This window comes from Ruegeria hyattellae (assembly GCF_041537925.1).
In the GTDB taxonomy this organism is placed as follows: domain Bacteria; phylum Pseudomonadota; class Alphaproteobacteria; order Rhodobacterales; family Rhodobacteraceae; genus Ruegeria_C.
In genome coordinates, this window is record NZ_JBGOSH010000004.1 from 89,221 (window position 1) to 111,598 (window position 22,378).

Below are 22,378 nucleotides of genomic sequence, written 5' to 3' on the forward strand. Positions count from 1 at the left end.
ACATGGCAGAGAGATTCACCGGCAGTTTCACCCAGCAGGAACCGATTCCCGACGACGCCATCGCGGCGGCGCTTGACGTGCTGCAACACGGGCGGCTGCACCGCTATAACGTGGCCGAGGGCGAAGCGGGTGAGACCGCGTTGCTGGAACAGGAATTCGCCGCTTTGACCGGTGCGCGCTACTGCCTTGCCGTGGCCTCGGGCGGCTATGCGATGGCGACGGCACTGAGGGCTTTAGGTGTCAAACCCGGTGACCGGGTGCTGTCCAATGCCTTCACGCTGGCGCCGGTGCCCGGGGCGATCGCCTCGGTAGGGGCGATCCCGGAATTTGTCGGCGTCACCGAGGATCTGACCATCGATCTGGACGATCTCGCGGCCAAGCTGGACCGCGCCAAGGTGCTGCTGCTCAGCCATATGCGCGGGCATATCTGTGATATGGATCGGCTGATGGCGATGTGCGATGCGGCGCAGGTCACGGTGATCGAGGATTGCGCCCATACGATGGGCGCAAGTTGGCGCGATGTGTCCTCGGGGCGACACGGGGCGATGGGCTGCTATTCCTGCCAGACCTATAAGCATGTGAATTCCGGCGAAGGCGGCTTGCTGGTCACCGATGACGAAGAGCTTGCGGCGCGGGCTGTGATGCTGTCGGGGTCCTACATGCTCTATGGTCGTCACAAGGCGGCCCCGTCGCCAAAGGTGTTCGAGCGGGTCAAGTATCAGACCCCAAATATCTCGGGCCGGATGGACAATCTGCGCGCCGCGATTCTGCGCCCGCAACTGCGCGATCTGGACGCGCAAGTAGCGCGCTGGAATGACCGCTACCGCGTTCTGGAAGAGGGGCTGCGCGACACTCCCGGCCTGATCGTGATCGAACGGCCAGAGGAAGAGAGTTATGTCGGCTCGTCGATTCAGTTCCTGTTACTCGACTGGCAGGACAGGGCGCTCTGTGATGTGATCGACCGCTGTGCCGCGCGTGGCGTGGAGTTGAAATGGTTCGGCGCGCCGGAACCGGTGGCCTTTACTTCGCGCTATGACAGTTGGCGATATGCACCGTCCGAGGCGATGCCAGCCACCGACCGCGTCCTGGCGGGCATAGTCGACATGCGCGTGCCGCTGACCTTCAGTACCGAGGATTGCGCCCTGATCGCAAGTATCATCCGCTCGGAAGTGACACGCGCCCATAACGCGACCTAGCGCCGGTCCACGAACATGTTAGGCTGCCCATATTTGAGGGAGCTTTTGACATGGCAAAACCACAGCGCGGTGGGAAATCCGTTGATCACAAAAAGGAAAAGATCAAGGTCACGACCGCGAAGGCCGATGAAAAGAAGAAATTTGCCGAAGAGGTGAAGAAGCGCAAACTGGCGATGACTTTGGTGAAACAAGCGGAAACCAAAGTGATCACCGCGATCAAGAACGCAAAGAAGGGCGAGGATGCCATCGAAAAGCTCGATGCCGGTATCCTGCAGATCGACAACAAGATCGAGGCCCTGAAGGTTGAGCGTGAGAAGCGCCTGAAGCAGCGTCAGGAATTGCATACCAATGTGCAGCGCCTTGGCCGTGCCGCCGTGAAAGAGATGCAACAGCATTACGCGCAGGTGAAAGTCAATGTGCCGGGGCAATTGCCGCCACCACCACCGGTGAATGTCGGGACGGCTGGATTTGTGATGCTGCTCGCCGCTTGGCCGGTGCTCTGGAAGAAGATCAAATCTAAACTGTCATGATGCCCTGAACGCCTGTTCAGTTCTTCTTTGACGGGCGCAGTTGTGGATGTTATATGAACACCCGTTCAATAATCGAAAAGGGAGGCCAGCGATGTTCAACGCGACCATGAAATTCGATCTGGGTGAGGACGTGAACGCCCTGCGCGAGATGGTCCATCGCTGGGCGCAGGAGCGGGTTCGTCCCATGGCGACGGAGATCGACGCCTCCAACAGCTTCCCAAACGAACTCTGGCGCGAAATGGGTGAGCTGGGCCTCTTGGGCATCACGGTTTCCGAAGAATATGGCGGCGCGGGGATGGGCTACCTTGCCCATGCGGTCGCGGTTGAGGAAATCGCGCGCGCCAGCGCTTCGGTCTCGCTGTCATATGGTGCGCATTCGAACCTCTGCGTGAACCAGATCAATCTGAACGGCTCCAAAGCGCAGAAAAGCAAATACCTGTCGGGCCTGCTTTCGGGCGACAAAGTGGGTGCACTGGCCATGTCCGAGGCGGGGGCGGGGTCAGACGTGGTGTCGATGAAACTGCGCGCCGAGAAACGCAACGACCACTACCGGCTGAACGGCAACAAATACTGGATCACCAACGGGCCGGACGCGGACACGCTGGTGGTCTACGCCAAGACCGACCCCGAGGCTGGACCAAAAGGTATCACCGCCTTTCTGATCGAGAAAGAGATGACGGGCTTTTCGACCTCACCGCATTTCGACAAGCTGGGGATGCGTGGCTCGAATACGGCTGAGCTGATCTTCGAGGATGTCGAAGTGCCGTTCGAGAATGTGCTGGGCGAGGAAGGCAAGGGCGTGCAGGTGCTGATGTCGGGCCTTGATTATGAACGCGTCGTGCTGGCCGCCATCGGGCCGGGTATCATCGCAAGCTGCATGGATGAGGTCATGCCCTACATGGTCGAGCGCAAGCAGTTCGGCCAGCCGATTGGGAATTTCCAGCTGATGCAGGGCAAGATCGCCGACATGTATACCGCAATGAACTCCGCGCGCGCCTATGTCTACGAGGTCGCTAAGGCGTGTGACCGCGGGGATGTGACCCGGCAGGACGCCGCCGCCTGCTGTCTCTATGCCAGCGAGCAAGCCATGTCCCAGGCCCATCAGGCGGTGCAGGCGCTGGGCGGCGCGGGTTTCCTGGCGGACGCGCCGGTCAGCCGCATTTTCCGCGATGCCAAGCTGATGGAGATCGGCGCGGGCACGTCCGAGATCCGCCGGATGCTGATCGGTCGTGAACTGATGGGGGCGATGTGATGCACCGGGCTTTGGGTGCTGCGGCAGTCGCCCTGCTTTGGGCCGCACCGGCGACGCAGGCGCAGGATTTGAATTTCTCGATCGCGGCGACGCAATCCTGCCTGGCGGCCACCTCCGATCCGGCGGCGCGTCGGGCCTGCGCGGGCAAAGCGGCTGAGGCCTGCATGGAGAACGATCCCTATGGCGAGACCACGGTGGGCATGAGCTCTTGCCTCGATCAGGAGGTCAAGCAGTGGGATGGCTGGCTGAATGCGGCTTATGGCACCTTGCTGGCCAAGGCGCAGGCCTCGGATGAAGAGGCGGAAAAATGGGGCACCAGCGGGCCGAGGGTCACCCCGGCGCTGCGCGAAATGCAGCGCAAATGGATCGCCTATCGCGACACCACCTGTGATTTCGAGATATCGCAATGGGGTGGTGGCAGCGGTACCGGTCCGGCCGGGCTGAACTGCCTGCTGCGGCTCACCGCCGATCAGGCGATCTATCTTGAACGGGCGTGGCTGGGTGAATGACCCATGACCACGCCCGCTAGGATCAATGGCTCAGAACCGGTGCACGTAGGACAGGCCAACCAACCAAGGGTCGATCTCGGCCTCGCCGATCTTGTTGCCATCCAGCTTGACGTCGGAATCGATGTCGAACCAGCGAACGTTCAGGCGCATCGCGCCCGCATCGGTGATCTGATAATCCACACCGGCCTGCAGCGAGATGCCCCAGGAATTGTCGATCTCCAGATCGCCCAGCGACGATTTCTCGTCAAAGAAGATGGTGTAGTTCAGGCCCGCACCCACATACGGGGTGAACTTGCTTTGGGTCGGGAAGTGGTAGTTCAGCGACAGGGTGGGCGGCAATTGCTTGGTGCTGCCGATCTTGCCGACGCCCGACAGCGACAGGTCGTGGTCAAACGGGGTCGCAGCCAGCAATTCGATACCCAGATTGTCGCGGATGAAATATTCCGCGGTGAAGATCGGGCGGGTGTCGCTGCCGACATTCAGTTCGGTCCCGGCAACGGTGCCGTTGTCGGATTTGGGATCAAGGTAGCCAACACCAACACCAACGGTCCAGTCACCTTGCGATTGCGCAAGGGCGGGGCCGGCAATGGCTGCCATGGCGACAGCGGAGGTCAAAACGGCGGTTCTCAGTTTCATGTGTCGTCTCTTGTCGTTGATTTGGGTGATGACTGTGTTGTTCCTGCCGCGCCGCAGAAACGCCCTGATCTGGATCAAGAAAACGCGGCTTGCCCGACGCGCAGTCGCGGCAAAACATCAATAAAAGCAGGGCAATGCGATGGGTTTCTCTAGGCGCATACCGGGGTTGCGCCCGGGTGGAGGCTGGGAGCTTCCCGACCACCTGAACATGGCGGATCAATGCCTTGCGCGGCCAGCAAACCGGGTGGCGATCATCGACCTGACAGGGACGCAGCGGCGCGATACCTCTTACGGCGAACTTGCCTTGATGGCGGATGGCATCTCGCGAGCCCTCGCGGCCCGTGTCCAGCGTGGAGATCGCGTCGGCGTGTTGCTGGGCCAGTCGCCCTGGTGTGCTGCGGCGCATCTGGCGATCTGGGCGCTGGGCGCGGTCTCGGTACCGCTGTTCAAGCTCTTCCAGCGCGACGCGCTGCGCAGCCGGATCGAGGATGCCGGGCTGGAGTTGGTGCTGACCGATGATGAAGGCGCTGATCTGCTCGGTGATCTGTCCACGCCTCTGATTGCGTCGGAGATCGGGCAGGATGGCCTTGCCGTGACGCGGGCTGAAACCGGTCCCGACGACCCGGCGGTGCTGATCTATACCTCGGGCACCACGGGCAAACCCAAAGGCGCGCTGCACGGGCACCGGGTGCTGACCGGCCACCTGCCGGGTGTGTCGATCAGCCATAACCATCTGCGCGCGGGTGATTGCCTCTGGACCCCGGCCGACTGGGCCTGGATCGGCGGGCTCTTTGATGTGCTGATGCCGGGTCTGGCGCTGGGCATCCCGGTGGTGGCCGCACGGCTGGAAAAGTTCAGCCCGCAGGCCTGCGCCGATGTGATCGCGCGCGGTGGCGTGCGCAACGTGTTCTTCCCGCCCACAGCGCTGCGGATGTTGAAAGCGGCGGATCAGAACATCCCCGACCTGCGCTCGGTCGCCTCGGGCGGCGAGCCACTGGGGGGTGAGATGCTGACTTGGGGGCAAAAGGCGTTCGGCCTGACGATCAACGAGTTCTACGGCCAGACCGAGTGCAACATGGTTGTCTCTTCTTGCGCCGAGGATTTCCCCGCGCGCCCCGGCTGCATCGGGCAGCCGGTGCCGGGGCATGAAGTCGCCGTGCTCGACGCCAAGGGCCAGCCAACCGGGGAGGAGGGCGACGTGGCCATCCGGCGCGGCTCGGCCTCGATGCTGCTGGAATACTGGAACAACCCGCAAGCGACGGCCGAGAAATTCCGCGGCGACTGGCTGATCACCGGAGATCGCGGCATGTGGGAGGACGAGTATCTGCGCTTCTTGGGCCGCGAGGATGACGTGATCACCTCGTCGGGCTACCGCATCGGCCCGTCCGAGATCGAGGATTGCCTGCTAACCCACCCGGCCGTGGCGACCGTGGGCGTTGTCGGTAAACCCGACCCGCTGCGTACCGAGATCGTCAAAGCTTATGTGGTGCTGAAACCCGGTACCGAGGTCACGGGTGCGGAGTTGCAGGAGTGGGTCAAAGCCCGTCTGGCGCAATATTCCTACCCGCGCGAGGTGGCGTTTCTGGAGGAACTGCCGATGACGGTGACCGGGAAGGTTATTCGGAAGGAATTGAAGCAGCTCGCAACAAAAGAAACGGAGGTGCAGACATGAAGACCCCATTGTTTTTTGTAACGCTGTTTTCGGCGAGTTTTGCCATGATGACTTTTGCCTCTGCAGACGATCCCAATCCGGTGGACTGGGTGGATAGGTGTATGAAGAGCTCGAAGAACCAATTGGACTGGGTGAACGAAAGGGAGCGATGCCTAGATGTCATCTTATCATATTGCGAGTTCTCTCAGGAAAATCAGACATGTTTTCTTAGGCTTGCAACGGGTTTTGAGGATCGGGCGGATCGCATAATAGTCGACTTTCCAGACACCATAGATGCCGACGGCGTGCAAAAAGGTTTTTATGATCTTCGCTTGTCAATTTTGAGTGAATTGACCCCAGAAATTCAGTGCCAGAATGAAGGGTCACGAGTTTATTGTACAGCTCTGACCGCCATACAGAGATATCTCGCAGCCCAAACATTGACTGATTGGCTCGCAGAGCAAAGGGGTAAATCATGAAGCTCAATTCGAAAGCCATGCCCGCCTCCGAGGGCTTCAAGGCCAACCGTGCGGCCCATCTCGACGCTTTGGCGCAGATCGCGCAAGCTGCTGAAGCTGCCCGTATGGGTGGTGGAGAAAAATCGCGCGCGCGCCATGAAAGCCGGGGCAAGATGTTGCCGCGGCGGCGGGTGGCGAACCTGCTCGATCCGGGCTCTCCCTTCCTCGAAATCGGCGCGACAGCGGCGCATGGGATGTATGGCGATGCCGCGCCCAGTGCTGGGGTCATCGCGGGCATTGGCCGGGTTCAGGGGCAAGAGGTCATGGTTGTCTGCAACGATGCCACCGTGAAGGGCGGCACCTATTATCCGATGTCGGTCAAGAAACACCTGCGCGCGCAAGAGATAGCCAAGGAAAACCATCTGCCCTGCATCTATCTGGTCGACAGTGGTGGCGCCAACCTGCCCAATCAGGACGAGGTCTTTCCCGACCGCGATCACTTTGGCCGCATCTTCTATAATCAGGCGCGGATGAGCGCCAAGGGCATCCCTCAGATCGCCGTTGTGATGGGGTCGTGTACGGCGGGCGGGGCTTATGTGCCCGCCATGTCCGATGTCACGATCATCGTGAAGGAACAGGGCACGATCTTCCTCGCCGGTCCGCCGCTGGTGAAAGCCGCGACAGGCGAGGTGGTGAGTTCCGAAGATCTGGGCGGCGGCGACGTGCATACCCGCCTGTCCGGTGTGGCGGATTACCTGGCAGAGGATGACGCCCATGCGCTGGCGCTGGCGCGCCGCGCGGTGCAGAGCCTCAACCGTCGCAAGCCGCTCACCGTGGATTGGGCCAGCCCCGAAGATCCGGCTTATGACCCCGACGAGATCCTCGGCGTGGTGCCTGCCGATCTGCGCACGCCCTATGACATCCGCGAGGTGATCGCGCGGCTGGTCGATGGCTCGCGCTTCGACGAGTTCAAGCCGCGCTTTGGCGAGACGCTGGTAACCGGGTTCGCACACGTCAAAGGCTGCCCGGTGGGTATCATCGCCAACAATGGCGTGCTGTTTTCCGAGGCCGCCCAGAAGGGCGCGCATTTTGTGGAACTCTGCTCGCAACGCAAAATCCCGCTGGTGTTTCTGCAGAACATCACCGGCTTCATGGTGGGCCGCAAATACGAAAACGAAGGCATCGCCCGGCACGGGGCCAAGATGGTGACCGCGGTGGCCTCGACCAATGTGCCCAAGATCACCATGCTGGTCGGTGGGTCTTTTGGCGCCGGCAACTATGGCATGGCGGGGCGTGCCTATCAGCCGCGCTTCCTGTGGACATGGCCCAATTCCCGCATCTCGGTCATGGGTGGCGAGCAGGCGGCGGGCGTCTTGGCCACTGTCAAGCGTGACGGGATCGAGCGGCAGGGCGGCACATGGTCCGCCGAAGAAGAGGCCGAATTCAAACGCCCCACCATCGAGATGTTCGAGGAACAATCCCACCCGCTTTATGCCTCGGCCCGGCTCTGGGATGACGGCATCATCGACCCCCGCAAATCCCGCGACGTGCTGGCCCTGTCACTGAACGCGGCGCTGAACGCCCCGATTGAGGAAACACGTTTCGGCGTGTTCCGGATGTGATTGATGCCCAAGTTTCGAGGATTGATTGAGGATGCTCTACATCTCCCAACTAAGCCAGGCTTAGCTCTCATGTTGACGCATATTGAGGGTTTGCCTGTAGTCGGCATGACCATTTACGTCGCAGGTGTATTTGGAACGATCAAAGAACTGGGTCGCAATTCGACCGACAGGCAAGTTGTTTCCTCACGGGATTGCCTGACAGGTCGGCCTTGCGCTTCTTACGGCAGCATCTTGGTTGAATGGAATGAAGGCAAGTTGGTCCCCAAGGACCTCTGTCAGATGTGGGTGCAGGAAGAGGTGGTGAACTGATGTCCGAGAAAACTCTAGTCGTCCAACGCGACGTAGTCATGTACGGGGCTGCAAGCCCAGCCTTGCGAAGTGCTTTGATCTCCTGCAACGCAATTCGCTTGCAACTCCCATGCGCTTCCGGCGGCGTCCTTTCATGAGCCTTGCGATCAACCTTGCGAAAGAACGCTATCCCGAAGCCGAACCTTTCACGTTTGGCGACAGTCGGGCGCTGTGCGACGAATTGCTGGCCCTAGTGCGATCAGAGCGCAAAACCGCCACTTGCGGAGCTTTGCGCGATTACGGTGAGGGGGGCGACGCGCTGCCGGTGGTCGGGCGTCAGGACATCGCACTGGACTGGGACGGGAATGCGGCGCTGGTGATCGAGACCGTCGAGGTCACGCAGCGCCGGTATTGCGATGTGGATGCGGATTTCGCACTGGCCGAGGGCGAAAACGATGACTTGGCAGGCTGGCAGGCGGCCCACCGCGCCTATTTCGAACGCAATGGCGGCTGGTTCGCCGAGATGGAACTGATCTGCGAGCGGTTCCGGCTGGTCAAAGATTTCGGAGAGGATGGAGATGTTTAGCAAGATCCTGATCGCCAACCGGGGCGAGATTGCCTGTCGCGTCATGGAAACCGCGCAGCGCATGGGCGTGGCCTGTGTCGCGGTCTATTCCGACGCGGATGTTGCGGCCAAACATGTGGCGATGGCGGATGAGGCGGTGCATATCGGCGGCGCGGCTCCGGGGGACAGCTATCTGCGGGGCGATGTGATCATCGAGGCCGCACTTGATAGCGGCGCGCAGGCGATCCATCCCGGCTATGGTTTCCTTAGCGAAAATCCTGATTTCGTTGATCTGGTCGAGGCCGCAGGGTTAAGTTTCATTGGGCCGTCAGCGGATGCGATCCGCAAGATGGGGCTTAAGGATGCTGCCAAGGTGCTTATGGAGGCGGCGGGCGTGCCGGTGGTGCCGGGTTATCACGGTGACAACCAGGACCCCGAACATCTCTCTGGCGCGGCAGATGCTATCGGCTATCCGGTTCTCATCAAGGCGGTTGCGGGTGGCGGTGGTAAGGGCATGCGGCTTGTCGAACAGCCGCAAGATTTTCTGGCCGCGCTGGAGAGTGCCCGGGGTGAGGCACGCACAGCCTTCGGCAATGACGCGGTGCTGGTCGAGAAATTCGTTTCCAAACCGCGCCATATCGAGGTGCAGGTCTTTGGCGATGGCACCCATGCGGTGCATCTGTTTGAGCGGGATTGTTCACTGCAACGCCGTCACCAGAAGGTGATCGAAGAGGCCCCCGCGCCGGGCATGACGCAAGCGATGCGTGACGCGATGGGACAGGCAGGCGTGCGCGCGGCCGAGGCAATTGGCTACAAGGGGGCGGGTACGGTTGAGTTCATCGTTGACGCCTCGGACGGGCTGCGCCCGGACCGGTTCTGGTTCATGGAGATGAACACCCGTCTGCAGGTCGAACACCCCGTCACCGAGGCGATCACCGGCATTGACCTGGTCGAATGGCAGCTGCGCGTGGCCTCGGGTGAGGCACTGCCCAAGAGACAGGCGGACCTATCGATCACCGGCCACGCCTTCGAGGCGCGGCTCTATGCCGAGGACGTGCCGAAAGGCTTCCTGCCAGCTACGGGAACGCTAACCCATCTGCAATTTCCGGATGGATGCAGGGCTGATAGCGGCGTGCGTGCCGGGGATACGATCAGCCCTTGGTATGACCCGATGATCGCGAAACTCGTGGTGCATGGACCAACCCGCGCGGTGGCGCTGGCCCGACTGGAGCGCGCCCTGCATCACACGCAGGTGGGCGGCACGGTGACTAATCTGGCTTTTCTCGGGTCGCTGGCCGGGCATGCGGGTTTTGCGGCGGGTGACGTGGATACCGGGCTAATCGGGCGCGATCTGGACCGGCTGGCTTGCGCGCCGGGCCCGGAACCGTGCCATGTGGTTGCGGCGGCGATGCGGGCGCTTGGTCTGGTGGAGACAAGTGACGACACCGGCTTCACCCTTTGGGCGCCTGTGCGCAGGGCCGCGCATCTGGGCTGGCAGGGTGAGGCCATTGTAGTGGACGTGCAGGTGGAAGGCCCTGATCTCCAGCTCTGGCAGGTGGGGCCCGATCAGATTCGGGCCGAACGTCGCGACGGGCGCTGGCGGATTGGCTGGCAGGCGATGCCGGACACCGCGCTGTCAGGGTCCACCGTGACCGTGTTCGACAGGCACGGGCTGGCGTTTGATATCGTTGATCCGCTGGATCGCGATGCCTCGGGCGGCGGCGATACCAATGTGATCGAGGCGCCGATGCCGGGCCTGGTCAAGGCGGTCTTGGCCGAACCCGGGCAGCAGGTCCGCGAAGGCGACCGGCTTGCGGTGCTGGAAGCGATGAAGATGGAACATGCGCTGCTGGCCGCGCGCGATGGGGTGGTGGCCGAGGTGCTGTCTGCTGAGGGCGCGCAGGTCGAGGCCGGCGCCGCGCTGGTGCGCTTGCAGGAGGAATGAGGTTGCGTCCCAACCGGGCGCGGCGCAGGCTGCGACGACAGGTGCCGCGCATGTCGCGTGCAAAGAACCAGGGAAAGGTGTCGGGATGAGCGAGCGGGTCGAGATATTCGAGGTCGGACCTCGGGACGGGTTGCAGAACGAGCCACGCGATATTCCGGCCCAGGACAAGATCGCACTGGTCGATTGCCTGAGCCGGGCCGGGTTCTCGCGGATCGAAATCGCCAGCTTCGTCTCGCCTGAGCGGGTGCCGCAGATGGCCGGGTCCGGTGAGGTGCTGAGCGGGATCAAACGCAGTGATGGCATCCGCTATGCGGCGCTGGTGCCGAATATGCGCGGATACGTGGACGCGCTGGCGGCCGGGGTGGATGAGATCGCGGTGTTTGCCTCGGCTTCCGAGGGGTTCTCGAAGGCCAATATCAATGCATCCATCGACGAGTCGATCGAACGATTCGAGCCCATTCTGGAGGCGGCCCGCCATATCGATCTGCCGGTGCGGGGCTATGTCTCCTGTGTGACCGATTGCCCCTATGACGGACCGACGCCGCCCGAAAAGGTGGCGGAAGTGGCGGACCGGCTCTTTGGTCTGGGGTGCTATGAGATTTCGCTGGGCGATACGTTGGGGCGGGGCACGCCCGACAGCATCGTGCGGATGCTTCTGGCGGTGCGCGAGGCGGTACCGGTGACCCGGCTGGCCGGGCATTACCATGACACCGGCGGTCATGCGCTGGACAATATCGACGCGTCCCTGTCGCTGGGGATCCGCGTATTCGACGCCGCTGTGGGCGGACTGGGCGGCTGCCCCTTCGCACCTGGTGCTGCGGGCAATGTGGCGACCGAAGCGGTGGCGGCGCATCTGGCACGGCTAGGCTATGAGACCGGTCTAGACGCCACCATCCTGGATGAGGCGGCGGATATGGCGCGCGCCATGCGGAGTGCATAAATGCCGACCCTCATCTGCCTGAGCGGGTTGCCGGGGGTTGGGAAAACAACAATTGCCAAGCGCTTGGCCGAGGAAACCGGTGCGCTCCTGTTGTGGATTGACGAAATCGAGACGGCGATGAAAGCCTCTCGAATGCAGGCCAACGATTTGGCAGATGCCGGGTATGCCGCGGCGCAAGCGGTGGCCAAAGGGGCCTTGAAGCAGGGCTTCGATGTGATTGCAGATTGTGTGAACCCCATTCGCTTGACACGCGAGGCGTGGCGCGACGTTTCCAAGGAAACCAGAGCGCGGCATTTGGATGTGGAGGTGGTTTGCAGCGATCCCCGGAAGCATCGCTATCGGTTGGAAAACCGGGTCGTAAATCTTGATGGTTGGGTTGGTCCCGATTGGGATGCCATACAAGCGCGGGAATATGAGACCATGACCGAAGCTGCGATGCGGATCGACACGGCGCTGACTGCCGTAGATCAGTCTGTTTCGATGATCTGTAGGGTGATCCGAAATGATGCTCAGGAGGAACTAGGTGTTTGAAACCATAGAAATATCTGTCGACGCACGCGGGGTGGCGTCCCTGACGCTGAACCGGCCCGAAAAACACAATGCCATGTCTGGGCAGATGCTCGCCGACCTGACCGCGGCGGCGGCGGCATTAGCGCAGGATGAGGCTGTGCGGGTTGTGGTGCTGACTGGCGCAGGTAAATCCTTCTGCGCGGGTGGCGATCTGGGTTGGATGCAGGCCCAGATGGCGGCCAACCGCGAGACGCGCTTCACCGAGGCGCGCAAGCTGGCCGAGATGCTGCAGGCGCTCAACACGCTGCCAAAACCGTTGATCGGCGCGCTGCAGGGCAATGCGTTTGGCGGTGGCGTCGGACTGGCCTCGGTCTGCGACGTGGCAATCGGGGTGGAGGGCCTGAAGATGGGTCTGACCGAAACGCGATTGGGGTTGATCCCTGCCACGATCGGGCCCTACGTAGTTGCGCGCATGGGCGAGGCGCGGGCGCGGCGGGTTTTCATGTCGGCGCGGCTCTTTGGGGCCGCAGAGGCGGTGGAACTGGGCCTGCTCGCGCGCGCCGTGCCGGAGGATTCACTGCACGACGCGGTCGAAGCCGAAGTCGTGCCCTACCTAACCTGCGCGCCGGGTGCCGTAGCCTCGGCCAAGGCGCTGGCCCGCAGCCTTGGGCCGCGCATCGACGACGCGATTATCGACGCCACGATCACCGCGCTTGTCGAGCGCTGGGAGACCGACGAAGCCCTGGAAGGGATCGCCGCATTTTTCGAACGGCGGCCTGCGTCATTTGCCTCCGGCAGATAGTTGAGCGGCATGCGTCCTCTGAAACCGGGTTGCCCCAAAGCTAACAGGCCGCTGCGCGTTGCAAAAACTCTGCAAAGTCGCGATTGTTCAGGAAAATCTCCAAGCTTATGCGACGATATTCCACGGTCCCAAGGATGCCGCTTGGTTGACGCCCCTAGAGTGCGGCGGTACAGAATGACGCGTCAACTCGCCAATTGACGGTGCGCCCGAAACGGGCCGCGCGGGAAAGGAGCCATTCGTGGATGATCTGTTGCGGGAATACCTCCCGATTCTGGTGTTTCTGGCCGTTGCGGTGGGGTTGGGCATCGTCCTGATTCTCGCCGCTGTCGTGCTGGCCGTCCGCAACCCCGATCCCGAAAAGGTTAGCGCCTACGAATGTGGCTTCAACGCCTTCGATGACGCACGGATGAAATTCGATGTCCGCTTCTACCTGGTGTCGATCCTGTTCATCATCTTTGATCTCGAGATTGCCTTTCTGTTTCCCTGGGCCGTTGGTTTCAAGGACATCAGTGATACGGGGTTCTGGTCGATGATGGTGTTCCTTGCCGTCCTGACTATCGGCTTCGCCTACGAATGGAAGAAGGGGGCGCTGGAATGGGACTGATGACCGGAGCAAACACGGCAGACGTCGACAAAGAGGTCGCGACGCAAACCCTGAATGCCGAGTTGCAGGACAAGGGTTTCCTGCTGACCTCGACCGAGGACATCATCAACTGGGCGCGCACCGGCAGCTTGCACTGGATGACATTTGGTCTGGCCTGCTGCGCGGTCGAAATGATGCACACCTCGATGCCGCGCTATGACGCTGAACGCTTCGGCATTGCGCCGCGCGCCAGCCCGCGCCAGTCCGATGTGATGATCGTGGCCGGAACACTGACCAACAAGATGGCGCCCGCCTTGCGCAAGGTCTATGACCAGATGCCCGAGCCGCGCTACGTGGTCTCGATGGGCTCCTGCGCCAATGGCGGCGGCTATTACCATTACAGCTATTCCGTCGTGCGCGGCTGTGACCGGATCGTGCCGGTCGACATCTACGTGCCCGGCTGCCCGCCCACCGCCGAGGCGCTGCTTTACGGTCTGATGCAGTTGCAACGCAAGATCCGACGTACGGGGACAATCGTGCGATGACCCGCGCGTGGATGGAGATGACAAGATGAGCGACACGCTTCGGGAACTCGGGACCCATATCGAACTGAAACGCCCCGATTGCGTGCTGTCCTGGGATATTACCCATGACGAGCTGAACATGGATGTGACGCCATCCAACCTGCCGGGCTTCATCGAGTTCCTCAAATCCGACCCGACCTGCAGGTTCTCGACGCTGGTGGACATCACGGCGGTGGACTATCCTCAGCGCCCGCAGCGCTTCGACGTGGTCTATCACCTGCTCAGTATGTATCAGAACCAGCGCATCCGCCTGCGCGTCTCGATCCGCGAGCGGGATATGGTGGCCTCGATCATCGAGGTCCACCCCTCGGCCAACTGGTTCGAGCGCGAGGTGTTCGATATGTTTGGCATCCTGTTCACCGGTCACCCCGACCTGCGCCGCATCCTGACCGATTACGGCTTTCGCGGTCATCCGCTGCGCAAGGATTTCCCGACCACCGGCTATACCGAAGTGCGCTATGACGAGGCGCAGAAACGGGTGGTCTATGAGCCCGTCAGCCTGGTGCAGGAATACCGTCAATTCGATTTCATGAGCCCGTGGGAAGGTGCCGAGTACATCCTTCCCGGCGATGAGAAGCAGGAGGCAGAATAATGGGAACCCTTTGGTGGCTGATCCTGTCGGCCCTGACCGCGATCCCGATGGTCAAGTTGCTGCCATTCTTCGGCATCAACAAATACTGGGCCGCTGCTTGTCTGATCCCGTTTGGCACCATCGCGCTCTTATGGTGGATGGGGCTGAAGCTTCAGGAACTGGAGAAGCGGTGATGGTGGGCGGTGCCCAAGGGGGCGATACCCAGGCCATTCACGCGCTCGCCACAGCGTATTGCGAAGCGATTCATCGCTCCGAACCTGATGTTTTTGTAGACATGTGCCACGAGAAATTTTTGATGACGGCTGTGACCGGCGCCGGTGGAACCGTGTTCTGGGACAAAGCCGACTATCTGGAGCGGGTTGCGGGACGCGATCCCTTTCCAGGCGATCCATCCTTCGAAATTCTGAGTGTGGATGTCGCAGGAGAGGAAACAGCGCGCGCCCATCTTTGGGTCGATGTGCCGCCGCGCCGCTTCGAGGACCATCTGGGTTTTGTCCGCGACGGCGGCAAATGGAAACTGATCACCAAAGTGTTCCGGACCATGGATGGTCCGGCGCTTGAAGGGTAGGGAACGCTCATGGACGGCTCCAGAGGATACGAAGACGCCCTGACCGGCGAGCAGAAAATCCGCAACTTCAACATCAATTTCGGCCCCCAGCACCCCGCCGCCCACGGCGTGTTGCGGATGGTGCTGGAACTGGATGGCGAAATCGTCGAGCGCGCCGACCCGCATATCGGCCTGCTGCACCGTGGCACCGAAAAGCTGATGGAAAGCCGCACCTACCTGCAGAACCTGCCCTATTTCGACCGGCTCGACTATGTCGCCCCGATGAACCAGGAACATGCCTGGTGTCTGGCGATCGAAAAACTGACCGGTGTTGAGGTGCCCCGCCGCGCCTCGCTGATCCGGGTGCTCTACAGCGAAATTGGTCGCATCCTGAACCACCTGCTGAACGTGACCACGCAGGCGATGGATGTGGGCGCGCTGACCCCGCCGCTCTGGGGGTTCGAGGAACGCGAAAAGCTGATGGTGTTCTATGAACGGGCCTGTGGCGCGCGTTTGCACGCGGCTTACTTCCGCCCCGGCGGCGTGCATCAGGACCTGCCCGATGCGTTGTTGGACGATATCGAGACGTGGTGCCACGAGTTCCCCGCCGTGATGGACGATATCGACGGGCTGCTGACCGAGAACCGCATTTTCAAACAGCGCAACTGCGATATCGGCGTGGTGACCGAAGAAGACATCCAGCTTTACGGCTTCTCGGGTGTGATGGTGCGCGGATCTGGCCTCGCCTGGGATCTGCGCCGCGCGCAACCCTATGAATGCTACAACGAATTCGAGTTCCAGGTGCCGGTGGGCAAGAACGGCGATTGCTACGACCGCTATCTTGTCCGCATGGAAGAGATGCGCCAGTCGCTGCATATCATCCGGCAGGCCATCGCCAAGCTGCGCGACTGTCCCGGAGACATTCTGGCACGCGGCAAGATCACACCGCCCTCGCGGTCTGACATGAAAACCTCGATGGAAAGCCTGATCCACCACTTCAAGCTTTATACCGAAGGCTTCCACGTGCCCGCGGGCGAGGTTTACGCCGCCGTCGAAGCCCCCAAGGGCGAGTTCGGCGTCTATCTGGTGGCTGACGGCACCAACAAGCCGTATCGCGCCAAACTCCGCGCACCGGGCTTCCTGCATTTGCAGGCGATGGACCATGTGGCTGGTGGGCACCAATTGGCCGATGTCGCAGCGATCATAGGCACCATGGATGTGGTGTTCGGGGAGATCGACCGCTGATGGCCACGCTCGCGTTAATTCTGGCAGGCTTCGGAGGTGCAGGCCTTGCCGTTATCTCGACAATCTTCCTGCGCGATCTCAAGCTGGGGATGGAGCGGACTAGTCACCATCTGGAGCAGTTGCCGCAGGTCATGGGCGGACGCTACACCGGGATGGCAGCGCTGGCGCTGCTTGCCGCCTTGTACGGCGATATGGCCGTTATTGCGGGTCTCTTTCTGGTCTATGCCTTCCTCGGTTTTTATGATGCCTGGGTTTACCGCGGCGCGCAGCGCCCGTTCATGCCACACCTGATTGCAGGTATCGCAGCCGCTGTGGTTGCCCTTCTTGCTCTCAGCGCCAATGGAGCCGCCTGATGCTGCGCCGTCTTTATCCCGACCAACCCGACAATTTTGCCTTCACACCCGCCAATCTGGCCTGGGCGGAGGGGCAGGTCACCAAATACCCCGACGGGCGTCAAGCCAGCGCGATCATTCCGCTGCTGTGGCGCGCGCAGGAGCAGGAGGGGTGGCTGTCACGCCCCGCGATTGAATCGGTCGCGGATATGCTGGGCATGGCCTATATCCGCGCGCTCGAAGTGGCCTCGTTCTACTTCATGTTTCAGTTACAACCAGTTGGTTCGGTTGCACATATCCAGATTTGCGGCACAACCTCCTGCATGATCTGCGGGGCCGAGGATCTGGTCGCGGTCTGCCGCGAGAAGATCGCCGACAAGCCGCATGTAGTCTCGGATGATGGCAAGTTTTCCTGGGAAGAGGTGGAATGCCTCGGTTCCTGCACCAATGCGCCAATGGCGCAGATCGGCAAGGACTATTACGAGGACCTGACCACCGAGAGCTTGGCCCGGATCATCGACGAGATGGCGGCCGGTAAGGTGCCCACGCCGGGACCGCAGAACGGGCGCTATGCCTGTGAGCCACTAAGCGGGCTGACCTCTCTGACCGAGTATGACAGCGGCAAACCGGCGCAGAACGCCTCGGTCGCGCTGGCGACGGATATCGGCGACACGATCAAGCGGATTGACGGAAGTGAAGTGCGGCTGCTGACTCCATGGATGGGCAAGGATGGCAAAGTCGTCAGCCGGGATGCAAAGGACATGCCACCACCCGCGCCCGAGGCCCCGAAACCGGCTGTGAAACAGGCGGCTGAGGCAAAAGCGGCCAAACCCGCGCCGGCGAAAACCGCGCCGGAAGCGGCAGCGGATGAGGCGCCCGAAACGCTTGACGCCCCACACGAGGGCAAGGCGGATGACCTCAAGCTGCTCAAGGGGGTTGGGCCAAAATTGGAACAGACGCTCAATGAGCTTGGGTTCTTCCATTTCGACCAGATCGCCGCATGGACGCCGATCCATATCGCCTGGGTCGACAGCCGATTGAAATTCAAAGGCCGGATCGAACGGGATGGCTGGATCGCACAGGCCGCTGAGCTGGCCGCAGGAAAAGAAACGGAATTCGCGAAACGCGCTAGGAAAGACGAGACAAACGAAGACTGAGCACGATTAGGGGAGACAACAGATGACCGGTAACAGCAATCAGAAAAGCTGCGCTTCGCGCGGTTGGCGCGCCGCGGGTTTCGGCGGTGTCGGCTTTGCGGTGCTCTACATGGTCATCGGCGGCGCCGGTCTGATAGGCGCGGTGATCGCCGGGCTGGTGGCGTTCGGTGTGATCGGTTTTGTGGTGTCGCGTTTCCTCTGCCCGGACGCGAAAAACGAAAGCGCGCCTGCTTCCGCGACGAAACCTGCAACCCAACCCGCACCAGCGCCCGAGGCACCCAAACCGGCGCCAGCGCCCGAGGCACCCAAACCAGCACCTCCGCCCGAGGCTGCGGCACAACCGGTCGAGCCGGAGACGTCAGCGCCCGAGTCAGCGCCTGCACCGGTGGCCGAAGCTCCAGCGCAAGCGGCTGCTGAGCCTGAACCGGAAGCCGCCGTGGCACCCGCCGCAGCGTCCGCGCCGGGAACCGGCTCGGTTGTGAAACCCTCGGCCGTGCTGGCCGGGGAACAGGAACTTGCCAGCCGCAAAGGCAGCTGGCGCTATGAGGGAAATGCCGCCGACTAGGTGGCGAGATGTGAATGGACAAGGACCAGGCCATCGCCCGCAAGGGCCGCCATATCGGTATGGTGATTGCCATCACCATGGTGGCGTGGCTGGCGCTGACCCTGTTCATCGGTCCGGCGATCGGGTTGCCGGGCCGCTACGCGCTGCTGTTTGACCTCGCCGCTCTGGCCGGGTTCGTTTATGCGGGCGTCAATATATTGCAACTCTGGCGCATGCGCCGGGACAGTCAGGGATAACCGGCGATGCTGAAAGATCAGGACCGCATCTTTACCAACCTTTACGGGATGCATGACCGCACGCTGAAAGGCGCGCAGGCGCGCGGCCATTGGGACGGCACCGCCGGGATCATCCAGAAGGGCCGCGACTGGATCATTCAGAACATGAAGGACAGCGGCTTGCGCGGGCGCGGCGGCGCGGGCTTTCCCACCGGTCTGAAATGGTCCTTCATGCCCAAGGAAAGCGACGGGCGGCCCGCCTATCTGGTGGTCAATGCCGACGAATCCGAGCCCGGTACGTGCAAAGACCGGGAGATCATGCGCCATGATCCGCACACGCTGATCGAGGGCTGCCTGATCGCGTCTTTCGCGATGAACGCCCATGCCTGCTACATCTACATCCGCGGTGAATATATCCGCGAGAAAGAGGCGCTGCAGGCCGCGATAGACGAGGCCTATGAGGTCGGGCTGGTCGGGCGCAACGCTGCCGGTTCAGGCTGGGATTTCGATATCTTTTTGCATCACGGGGCAGGCGCTTATATCTGCGGCGAGGAAACTGCGCTGCTGGAAAGCCTTGAGGGCCGCAAAGGTATGCCCCGGATGAAACCGCCGTTCCCGGCGGGGGCGGGGCTTTACGGCTGTCCGACCACGGTGAACAACGTGGAATCCATCGCTGTTGTGCCCACAATCCTGCGGCGCGGGCCGGACTGGTTCAGCGGGTTCGGGCGGCAGAACAATGCGGGGACCAAGCTGTTCGCGATTTCGGGCCATGTCAATAATCCCTGCGTCGTCGAAGAGGCGATGTCGATCCCCTTCGAGCAGTTGATCGAGACCCATTGCGGCGGCATCCGCGGCGGTTGGGACAATCTGCTGGCGGTGATCCCGGGCGGCTCGTCCGTTCCGTGTGTGCGCGGCGAGCATATGCGCGACGCGATCATGGATTTCGACCACCTGCGCAACGATCTGGGCTCGGGTCTGGGCACGGCGGCGGTGATCGTGATGGACAAGTCCACCGACATCATCAAGGCGATCTGGCGGCTGTCGAAATTCTACAAGCACGAAAGCTGCGGCCAGTGCACGCCGTGCCGCGAGGGCACCGGCTGGATGATGCGGGTGATGGACCGCCTGGTACGCGGCGAGGCCGAACTGGAAGAGATCGACATGCTCTTCGATGTAACCAAACAGGTCGAGGGCCACACCATTTGCGCGCTCGGAGACGCGGCAGCTTGGCCGATCCAGGGCCTGATCCGCAACTTCCGCGAAGAGATCGAAGATCGCATCAAGGCACAGAAATCCGGGCGCATGGGCGCGATGGCGGCGGAATGAGAGCTAGAATCCAAGGCATAATAGTTGTGGCCGCTATGACTGCGACCATTGTGACATGCGCGACAACCGTGACCGCTGCACCCAAGGCGGACTATGAACAGGCTGTAGGGGAGGCTGCTGCGGCGTGGTGGATGAGCGACGAGTGCTCGGGCATCGGCCATTTGGGCCAGGATTATCAACAGTTTGTTTTTGCCGTATCCGACGCGGCCGTTGCGCAAGGTCTGCGCCGACAAAAGATGCGGCGCTTGCTGTTTTATGGGCAAACAGAATGGCAGCAGCAGATGGGAAAGACTGTTTTGGCCGATCGCGGCATATTGCATAAGGGAAACAAGGTCTTTTGCGGGTTTGCGCAGAAAATCGCCGGGACTAATGACGCGATCGGGCGTTTTCTGATCAAGGAGTAACCTAATGGAAACCGTTCTTGCATATTCCCACGCGATCGCCTCGCTGGTGATCTTCACCGTGATCCTTCTGGTGATGTCGCCTCTCACCGCGCTGGCCAAGCAGGCCAAGGGGTTGGCCCCCGGCGCCACGCCCGAGCAGGACTATGGCGACCGCGCTTACCGTCTGAACCGCGCTTATTTGAACGGCACCGAGACGCTGCCCGCCTTTCTCACCGTGGTGGTTGCGGCGATCCTTGCCGGTGCCAGCCCGTTCTGGGTGAACCTGCTGGCCTCGCTGGCGCTGGTCTCGCGTCTGTTGATGCTGTTCATCCATATCAAGGGGCTGGGCGCCCCGAATACCAGCCTGCGTTCCTTCGCATATGTGGGTGGCTGGCTCTGCATGATCCTCATTGGCCTTTTGGCACTGGTGAAGTTGTTTTGACACGCCCTGACGGATATCACCTGGCCGAGCTCAATGTGGGCCGTTTGCTGGCCCCGACCGACGACCCGCGTGTGGCGGAGTTCATGGAAAATCTCGACCGCATCAACGGGCTGGGCAAGCGGATGCCGGGGTTTGTCTGGATGATGGAAGGCTCGGGCGAGCCGGGCACGGGCAATACCGAGAACGCCATTGGCGACGACCCGCAGCAGGTGGCCAATCTGACCGTGTGGGAAGATGTGGCGAGCCTCGAACGCTTTGTCTGGGGCACCATCCACAAGCAGTTCTATGAGCGCCGCGCGGAATGGTTCGAACTGCTCGGCCAGATGCATTTCGTCATGTGGTGGGTGTCTGAGGGCCATGAACCCACGCTGGACGAGGCACTGGCGCGGCTCGAGCTTCTGCGCGCCAATGGGGCCAGCGATCAGGCTTTTGACTGGGCCTATCTGAAGAATGCCACTATGTGGCACAGCCATGGCTGTGCGCCGGTCGCGGCGGAATAGGGAACAAGAATGTCGGCAAGAACACTCCTCGATCGACCATTGGTGCCCGCTTGGACGCTTTGCCTTGTTGCGGCTCTGGCCGCATGTGGCCAAAGGGAAAAGGACCAGATACTGTTCGACGGGCAAGCTTTCCGCACCAAGGCCTCGGCAGTGGACAAGCGCAGGACTCGGGCCGAGTTCACGGTGACGATCGACGATGTCGCCAGATCGCTTGATGGCGCGCGCGAGGCGGGGCGCTATCAGGGCACGCGATATTGCATTGAGAATTACGGCAATTCCGATATCGAATGGGCCGTCGGGCCCGATACCGACCCGGCACAGTTGCGTGTGGTGGATGGCCGTCTGACCTTTCAGGGAACCTGTCAGCGCCCATGAGCATATCTGGCGCATATCCTCGCCATTGGCGGTCGCTGTTATTGAATAACGCGGGCGTGGGTGCTCGTTCTGGTGCGTCCGGAATGAAAGGAAATCCCATGACATATTGCAAAACCGCCCTGCTTGCCCTTGCCCTGACTCTGCCGACGATGGGGTGGGCCAAGCAGCCCCTGCGGGACGTGCCAGAGATCGACAACGAGCTCTATTTCATCGCCATCGCCAATGAGATCGACAAGCAATGCGCCAGCATCAGCGGCCGCAGGCTGAAGGCGATCGGGGTACTTTGGGACCTGAAATCCAAGGCCAATGCTCTAGGGTATTCGGACAGCGAAATCCGCGCCTATGTGGATTCGGATGCCGAAAAGGCCCGGATGCGCCGCAAGGGCGAGGCCTATCTGGCGCAGAACGGCGTCAGCTACGACCAGCCGGATAGCTTCTGCGCATTGGGCCGGTCGGAAATCGACAGAAACAGCGCCGTCGGCGTGTATCTGAGGGGGCGGTGACATGAGGCTGAGAACGTCGGCAATAATCGTTTTGGGGCTGTTTGTGACACTGTCGGCCTGCCAAACCAGCACAAGCGGGTATGGCAGGGTTGGTGTCAAAACGGGCGCCGCTTCGTCGTCTCAAC

At 61.6% G+C, this 22,378-nt stretch carries 30 protein-coding genes; 29 read left to right on the forward strand and 1 reads right to left on the reverse strand.

Translation table 11 applies throughout. The annotated features are described in order from the left end of the window. Positions 1-2 precede the first annotated feature (2 nt). From AB1E33_RS11195 to AB1E33_RS11210, 4 genes are all read left to right on the forward strand, one after another. Entirely contained in the window at positions 3-1,196 is a 1,194-nt protein-coding gene (locus tag AB1E33_RS11195) for a DegT/DnrJ/EryC1/StrS family aminotransferase (protein WP_372577361.1), read from the forward strand. A 50-nt stretch (positions 1,197-1,246) separates the two neighbouring features. After that, a complete protein-coding gene (locus tag AB1E33_RS11200) occupies positions 1,247-1,726 on the forward strand; it encodes a hypothetical protein (RefSeq protein ID WP_372577362.1) in 480 nt (159 codons plus the stop codon). Positions 1,727-1,817: 91 nt separating this feature from the next. After that, positions 1,818-2,978: an acyl-CoA dehydrogenase family protein gene (locus AB1E33_RS11205; protein WP_372577363.1), complete on the forward strand. Its 1,161-nt coding sequence runs from the start codon at positions 1,818-1,820 to the stop codon at positions 2,976-2,978. Further along, on the forward strand, positions 2,978-3,487 hold the full coding sequence (locus AB1E33_RS11210) for a lysozyme inhibitor LprI family protein (protein ID WP_372577364.1): 510 nt from the start codon (positions 2,978-2,980) through the stop codon (positions 3,485-3,487). The genes AB1E33_RS11205 and AB1E33_RS11210 overlap by 1 nt, the downstream gene beginning before the upstream one ends. A gap of 30 nt (positions 3,488-3,517) precedes the next feature. On the opposite strand, the gene AB1E33_RS11215 is transcribed toward AB1E33_RS11210, so the two are convergent. Then, positions 3,518-4,123 (reverse strand): OmpW/AlkL family protein, encoded by a 606-nt coding sequence (locus AB1E33_RS11215; RefSeq protein WP_372577365.1) that lies wholly within the window; start codon positions 4,121-4,123, stop codon positions 3,518-3,520. 139 nt (positions 4,124-4,262) lie between these two features. Here AB1E33_RS11215 and AB1E33_RS11220 point away from each other — a divergent pair, with 139 nt between their 5' ends. From AB1E33_RS11220 to AB1E33_RS11340, 25 genes are all read left to right on the forward strand, one after another. After that, a complete protein-coding gene (locus AB1E33_RS11220; protein WP_372577366.1) occupies positions 4,263-5,795 on the forward strand; it encodes an AMP-binding protein in 1,533 nt (510 codons plus the stop codon). Further along, on the forward strand, positions 5,792-6,253 hold the full coding sequence (locus tag AB1E33_RS11225) for a hypothetical protein (protein WP_372577367.1): 462 nt from the start codon (positions 5,792-5,794) through the stop codon (positions 6,251-6,253). The genes AB1E33_RS11220 and AB1E33_RS11225 overlap by 4 nt, the downstream gene beginning before the upstream one ends. Further along, complete coding sequence (locus AB1E33_RS11230; protein WP_372577368.1) at positions 6,250-7,854, forward strand: carboxyl transferase domain-containing protein; 1,605 nt, start codon at positions 6,250-6,252, stop codon at positions 7,852-7,854. Before AB1E33_RS11225 ends, AB1E33_RS11230 begins: the two co-directional genes overlap by 4 nt. 3 nt (positions 7,855-7,857) lie before the next feature. After that, complete coding sequence (locus AB1E33_RS11235; RefSeq protein ID WP_372577369.1) at positions 7,858-8,163, forward strand: hypothetical protein; 306 nt, start codon at positions 7,858-7,860, stop codon at positions 8,161-8,163. A gap of 133 nt (positions 8,164-8,296) precedes the next feature. After that, positions 8,297-8,728, forward strand: a complete 432-nt coding sequence (locus tag AB1E33_RS11240) for an ASCH domain-containing protein (protein WP_372577370.1) — start codon at positions 8,297-8,299, stop codon at positions 8,726-8,728. Then, a complete protein-coding gene (locus tag AB1E33_RS11245; RefSeq protein ID WP_372577371.1) occupies positions 8,721-10,652 on the forward strand; it encodes an acetyl/propionyl/methylcrotonyl-CoA carboxylase subunit alpha in 1,932 nt (643 codons plus the stop codon). Before AB1E33_RS11240 ends, AB1E33_RS11245 begins: the two co-directional genes overlap by 8 nt. Positions 10,653-10,737: 85 nt before the next feature. Continuing rightward, positions 10,738-11,592 carry a hydroxymethylglutaryl-CoA lyase gene (locus tag AB1E33_RS11250; protein ID WP_372577372.1) on the forward strand — a complete coding sequence of 285 codons (855 nt, stop codon included), beginning with the start codon at positions 10,738-10,740 and terminating at the stop codon, positions 11,590-11,592. After that, positions 11,593-12,123, forward strand: a complete 531-nt coding sequence (locus tag AB1E33_RS11255; RefSeq protein WP_372577373.1) for a P-loop nucleotide/nucleoside kinase family protein — start codon at positions 11,593-11,595, stop codon at positions 12,121-12,123. Continuing rightward, a complete protein-coding gene (locus tag AB1E33_RS11260; protein ID WP_372577374.1) occupies positions 12,116-12,904 on the forward strand; it encodes a crotonase/enoyl-CoA hydratase family protein in 789 nt (262 codons plus the stop codon). Before AB1E33_RS11255 ends, AB1E33_RS11260 begins: the two co-directional genes overlap by 8 nt. Positions 12,905-13,142: 238 nt before the next feature. Beyond that, a complete protein-coding gene (locus AB1E33_RS11265; protein WP_372577375.1) occupies positions 13,143-13,508 on the forward strand; it encodes an NADH-quinone oxidoreductase subunit A in 366 nt (121 codons plus the stop codon). Continuing rightward, on the forward strand, positions 13,499-14,032 hold the full coding sequence (locus AB1E33_RS11270; protein WP_372577376.1) for a NuoB/complex I 20 kDa subunit family protein: 534 nt from the start codon (positions 13,499-13,501) through the stop codon (positions 14,030-14,032). Before AB1E33_RS11265 ends, AB1E33_RS11270 begins: the two co-directional genes overlap by 10 nt. Before the next feature lie 25 nt (positions 14,033-14,057). Next, positions 14,058-14,663 carry an NADH-quinone oxidoreductase subunit C gene (locus AB1E33_RS11275; RefSeq protein WP_372577377.1) on the forward strand — a complete coding sequence of 202 codons (606 nt, stop codon included), beginning with the start codon at positions 14,058-14,060 and terminating at the stop codon, positions 14,661-14,663. Then, the gene (locus tag AB1E33_RS11280) at positions 14,663-14,836 is read left to right on the forward strand and encodes a hypothetical protein (RefSeq protein WP_306193330.1); all 174 of its coding nucleotides are present in this window, start codon (positions 14,663-14,665) and stop codon (positions 14,834-14,836) included. The genes AB1E33_RS11275 and AB1E33_RS11280 overlap by 1 nt, the downstream gene beginning before the upstream one ends. Next, positions 14,836-15,231, forward strand: coding sequence for a nuclear transport factor 2 family protein (locus AB1E33_RS11285; RefSeq protein WP_372577378.1), 396 nt, complete (start codon positions 14,836-14,838; stop codon positions 15,229-15,231). The genes AB1E33_RS11280 and AB1E33_RS11285 overlap by 1 nt, the downstream gene beginning before the upstream one ends. Before the next feature lie 9 nt (positions 15,232-15,240). After that, positions 15,241-16,455, forward strand: a complete 1,215-nt coding sequence (locus AB1E33_RS11290) for an NADH-quinone oxidoreductase subunit D (protein ID WP_372577379.1) — start codon at positions 15,241-15,243, stop codon at positions 16,453-16,455. After that, complete coding sequence (locus AB1E33_RS11295; RefSeq protein WP_372577380.1) at positions 16,455-16,808, forward strand: hypothetical protein; 354 nt, start codon at positions 16,455-16,457, stop codon at positions 16,806-16,808. The genes AB1E33_RS11290 and AB1E33_RS11295 overlap by 1 nt, the downstream gene beginning before the upstream one ends. Beyond that, a complete protein-coding gene (locus AB1E33_RS11300) occupies positions 16,808-17,944 on the forward strand; it encodes an NADH-quinone oxidoreductase subunit E (protein WP_372577381.1) in 1,137 nt (378 codons plus the stop codon). The genes AB1E33_RS11295 and AB1E33_RS11300 overlap by 1 nt, the downstream gene beginning before the upstream one ends. 22 nt (positions 17,945-17,966) lie before the next feature. After that, positions 17,967-18,509, forward strand: a complete 543-nt coding sequence (locus AB1E33_RS11305) for a hypothetical protein (RefSeq protein WP_372577382.1) — start codon at positions 17,967-17,969, stop codon at positions 18,507-18,509. Positions 18,510-18,523: 14 nt separating this feature from the next. Beyond that, positions 18,524-18,745, forward strand: a complete 222-nt coding sequence (locus AB1E33_RS11310; RefSeq protein WP_372577383.1) for a DUF5337 domain-containing protein — start codon at positions 18,524-18,526, stop codon at positions 18,743-18,745. Between the two features lie 6 nt (positions 18,746-18,751). Beyond that, positions 18,752-20,050 carry an NADH-quinone oxidoreductase subunit NuoF gene (gene nuoF / locus AB1E33_RS11315; RefSeq protein WP_372577384.1) on the forward strand — a complete coding sequence of 433 codons (1,299 nt, stop codon included), beginning with the start codon at positions 18,752-18,754 and terminating at the stop codon, positions 20,048-20,050. Positions 20,051-20,118: 68 nt separating this feature from the next. Continuing rightward, complete coding sequence (locus AB1E33_RS11320; RefSeq protein WP_372577385.1) at positions 20,119-20,454, forward strand: hypothetical protein; 336 nt, start codon at positions 20,119-20,121, stop codon at positions 20,452-20,454. A 4-nt stretch (positions 20,455-20,458) separates the two neighbouring features. After that, a complete protein-coding gene (locus AB1E33_RS11325; protein ID WP_372577386.1) occupies positions 20,459-20,875 on the forward strand; it encodes an MAPEG family protein in 417 nt (138 codons plus the stop codon). Beyond that, positions 20,872-21,375: a DUF3291 domain-containing protein gene (locus AB1E33_RS11330; protein ID WP_372577387.1), complete on the forward strand. Its 504-nt coding sequence runs from the start codon at positions 20,872-20,874 to the stop codon at positions 21,373-21,375. Before AB1E33_RS11325 ends, AB1E33_RS11330 begins: the two co-directional genes overlap by 4 nt. A gap of 9 nt (positions 21,376-21,384) precedes the next feature. Further along, a complete protein-coding gene (locus tag AB1E33_RS11335; RefSeq protein ID WP_372577388.1) occupies positions 21,385-21,750 on the forward strand; it encodes a hypothetical protein in 366 nt (121 codons plus the stop codon). 98 nt (positions 21,751-21,848) lie between these two features. Continuing rightward, a complete protein-coding gene (locus tag AB1E33_RS11340) occupies positions 21,849-22,253 on the forward strand; it encodes a DUF5333 domain-containing protein (RefSeq protein ID WP_372577389.1) in 405 nt (134 codons plus the stop codon). Positions 22,254-22,378: the final 125 nt, after the last annotated feature.

Coding starts and splice junctions, on each gene's coding strand:
- AB1E33_RS11270 (WP_372577376.1), top strand. CDS start 13,499: ATGGGACTGATGACCGGAGCAAACACGGCAGACGTCGACAAAGAGGTC.
- AB1E33_RS11310 (WP_372577383.1), top strand. CDS start 18,524: ATGGACAAGGACCAGGCCATCGCCCGCAAGGGCCGCCATATCGGTATG.
- AB1E33_RS11240 (WP_372577370.1), top strand. CDS start 8,297: ATGAGCCTTGCGATCAACCTTGCGAAAGAACGCTATCCCGAAGCCGAA.
- AB1E33_RS11280 (WP_306193330.1), top strand. CDS start 14,663: ATGGGAACCCTTTGGTGGCTGATCCTGTCGGCCCTGACCGCGATCCCG.
- AB1E33_RS11245 (WP_372577371.1), top strand. CDS start 8,721: ATGTTTAGCAAGATCCTGATCGCCAACCGGGGCGAGATTGCCTGTCGC.
- AB1E33_RS11295 (WP_372577380.1), top strand. CDS start 16,455: ATGGCCACGCTCGCGTTAATTCTGGCAGGCTTCGGAGGTGCAGGCCTT.
- nuoF (WP_372577384.1), top strand. CDS start 18,752: ATGCTGAAAGATCAGGACCGCATCTTTACCAACCTTTACGGGATGCAT.
- AB1E33_RS11230 (WP_372577368.1), top strand. CDS start 6,250: ATGAAGCTCAATTCGAAAGCCATGCCCGCCTCCGAGGGCTTCAAGGCC.
- AB1E33_RS11225 (WP_372577367.1), top strand. CDS start 5,792: ATGAAGACCCCATTGTTTTTTGTAACGCTGTTTTCGGCGAGTTTTGCC.
- AB1E33_RS11215 (WP_372577365.1), bottom strand. CDS start 4,123: ATGAAACTGAGAACCGCCGTTTTGACCTCCGCTGTCGCCATGGCAGCC.
- AB1E33_RS11250 (WP_372577372.1), top strand. CDS start 10,738: ATGAGCGAGCGGGTCGAGATATTCGAGGTCGGACCTCGGGACGGGTTG.
- AB1E33_RS11300 (WP_372577381.1), top strand. CDS start 16,808: ATGCTGCGCCGTCTTTATCCCGACCAACCCGACAATTTTGCCTTCACA.
- AB1E33_RS11205 (WP_372577363.1), top strand. CDS start 1,818: ATGTTCAACGCGACCATGAAATTCGATCTGGGTGAGGACGTGAACGCC.
- AB1E33_RS11200 (WP_372577362.1), top strand. CDS start 1,247: ATGGCAAAACCACAGCGCGGTGGGAAATCCGTTGATCACAAAAAGGAA.
- AB1E33_RS11275 (WP_372577377.1), top strand. CDS start 14,058: ATGAGCGACACGCTTCGGGAACTCGGGACCCATATCGAACTGAAACGC.
- AB1E33_RS11235 (WP_372577369.1), top strand. CDS start 7,858: ATGCCCAAGTTTCGAGGATTGATTGAGGATGCTCTACATCTCCCAACT.
- AB1E33_RS11335 (WP_372577388.1), top strand. CDS start 21,385: ATGTCGGCAAGAACACTCCTCGATCGACCATTGGTGCCCGCTTGGACG.
- AB1E33_RS11305 (WP_372577382.1), top strand. CDS start 17,967: ATGACCGGTAACAGCAATCAGAAAAGCTGCGCTTCGCGCGGTTGGCGC.
- AB1E33_RS11290 (WP_372577379.1), top strand. CDS start 15,241: ATGGACGGCTCCAGAGGATACGAAGACGCCCTGACCGGCGAGCAGAAA.
- AB1E33_RS11255 (WP_372577373.1), top strand. CDS start 11,593: ATGCCGACCCTCATCTGCCTGAGCGGGTTGCCGGGGGTTGGGAAAACA.
- AB1E33_RS11340 (WP_372577389.1), top strand. CDS start 21,849: ATGACATATTGCAAAACCGCCCTGCTTGCCCTTGCCCTGACTCTGCCG.
- AB1E33_RS11210 (WP_372577364.1), top strand. CDS start 2,978: ATGCACCGGGCTTTGGGTGCTGCGGCAGTCGCCCTGCTTTGGGCCGCA.
- AB1E33_RS11325 (WP_372577386.1), top strand. CDS start 20,459: ATGGAAACCGTTCTTGCATATTCCCACGCGATCGCCTCGCTGGTGATC.
- AB1E33_RS11195 (WP_372577361.1), top strand. CDS start 3: ATGGCAGAGAGATTCACCGGCAGTTTCACCCAGCAGGAACCGATTCCC.
- AB1E33_RS11220 (WP_372577366.1), top strand. CDS start 4,263: ATGGGTTTCTCTAGGCGCATACCGGGGTTGCGCCCGGGTGGAGGCTGG.
- AB1E33_RS11285 (WP_372577378.1), top strand. CDS start 14,836: ATGGTGGGCGGTGCCCAAGGGGGCGATACCCAGGCCATTCACGCGCTC.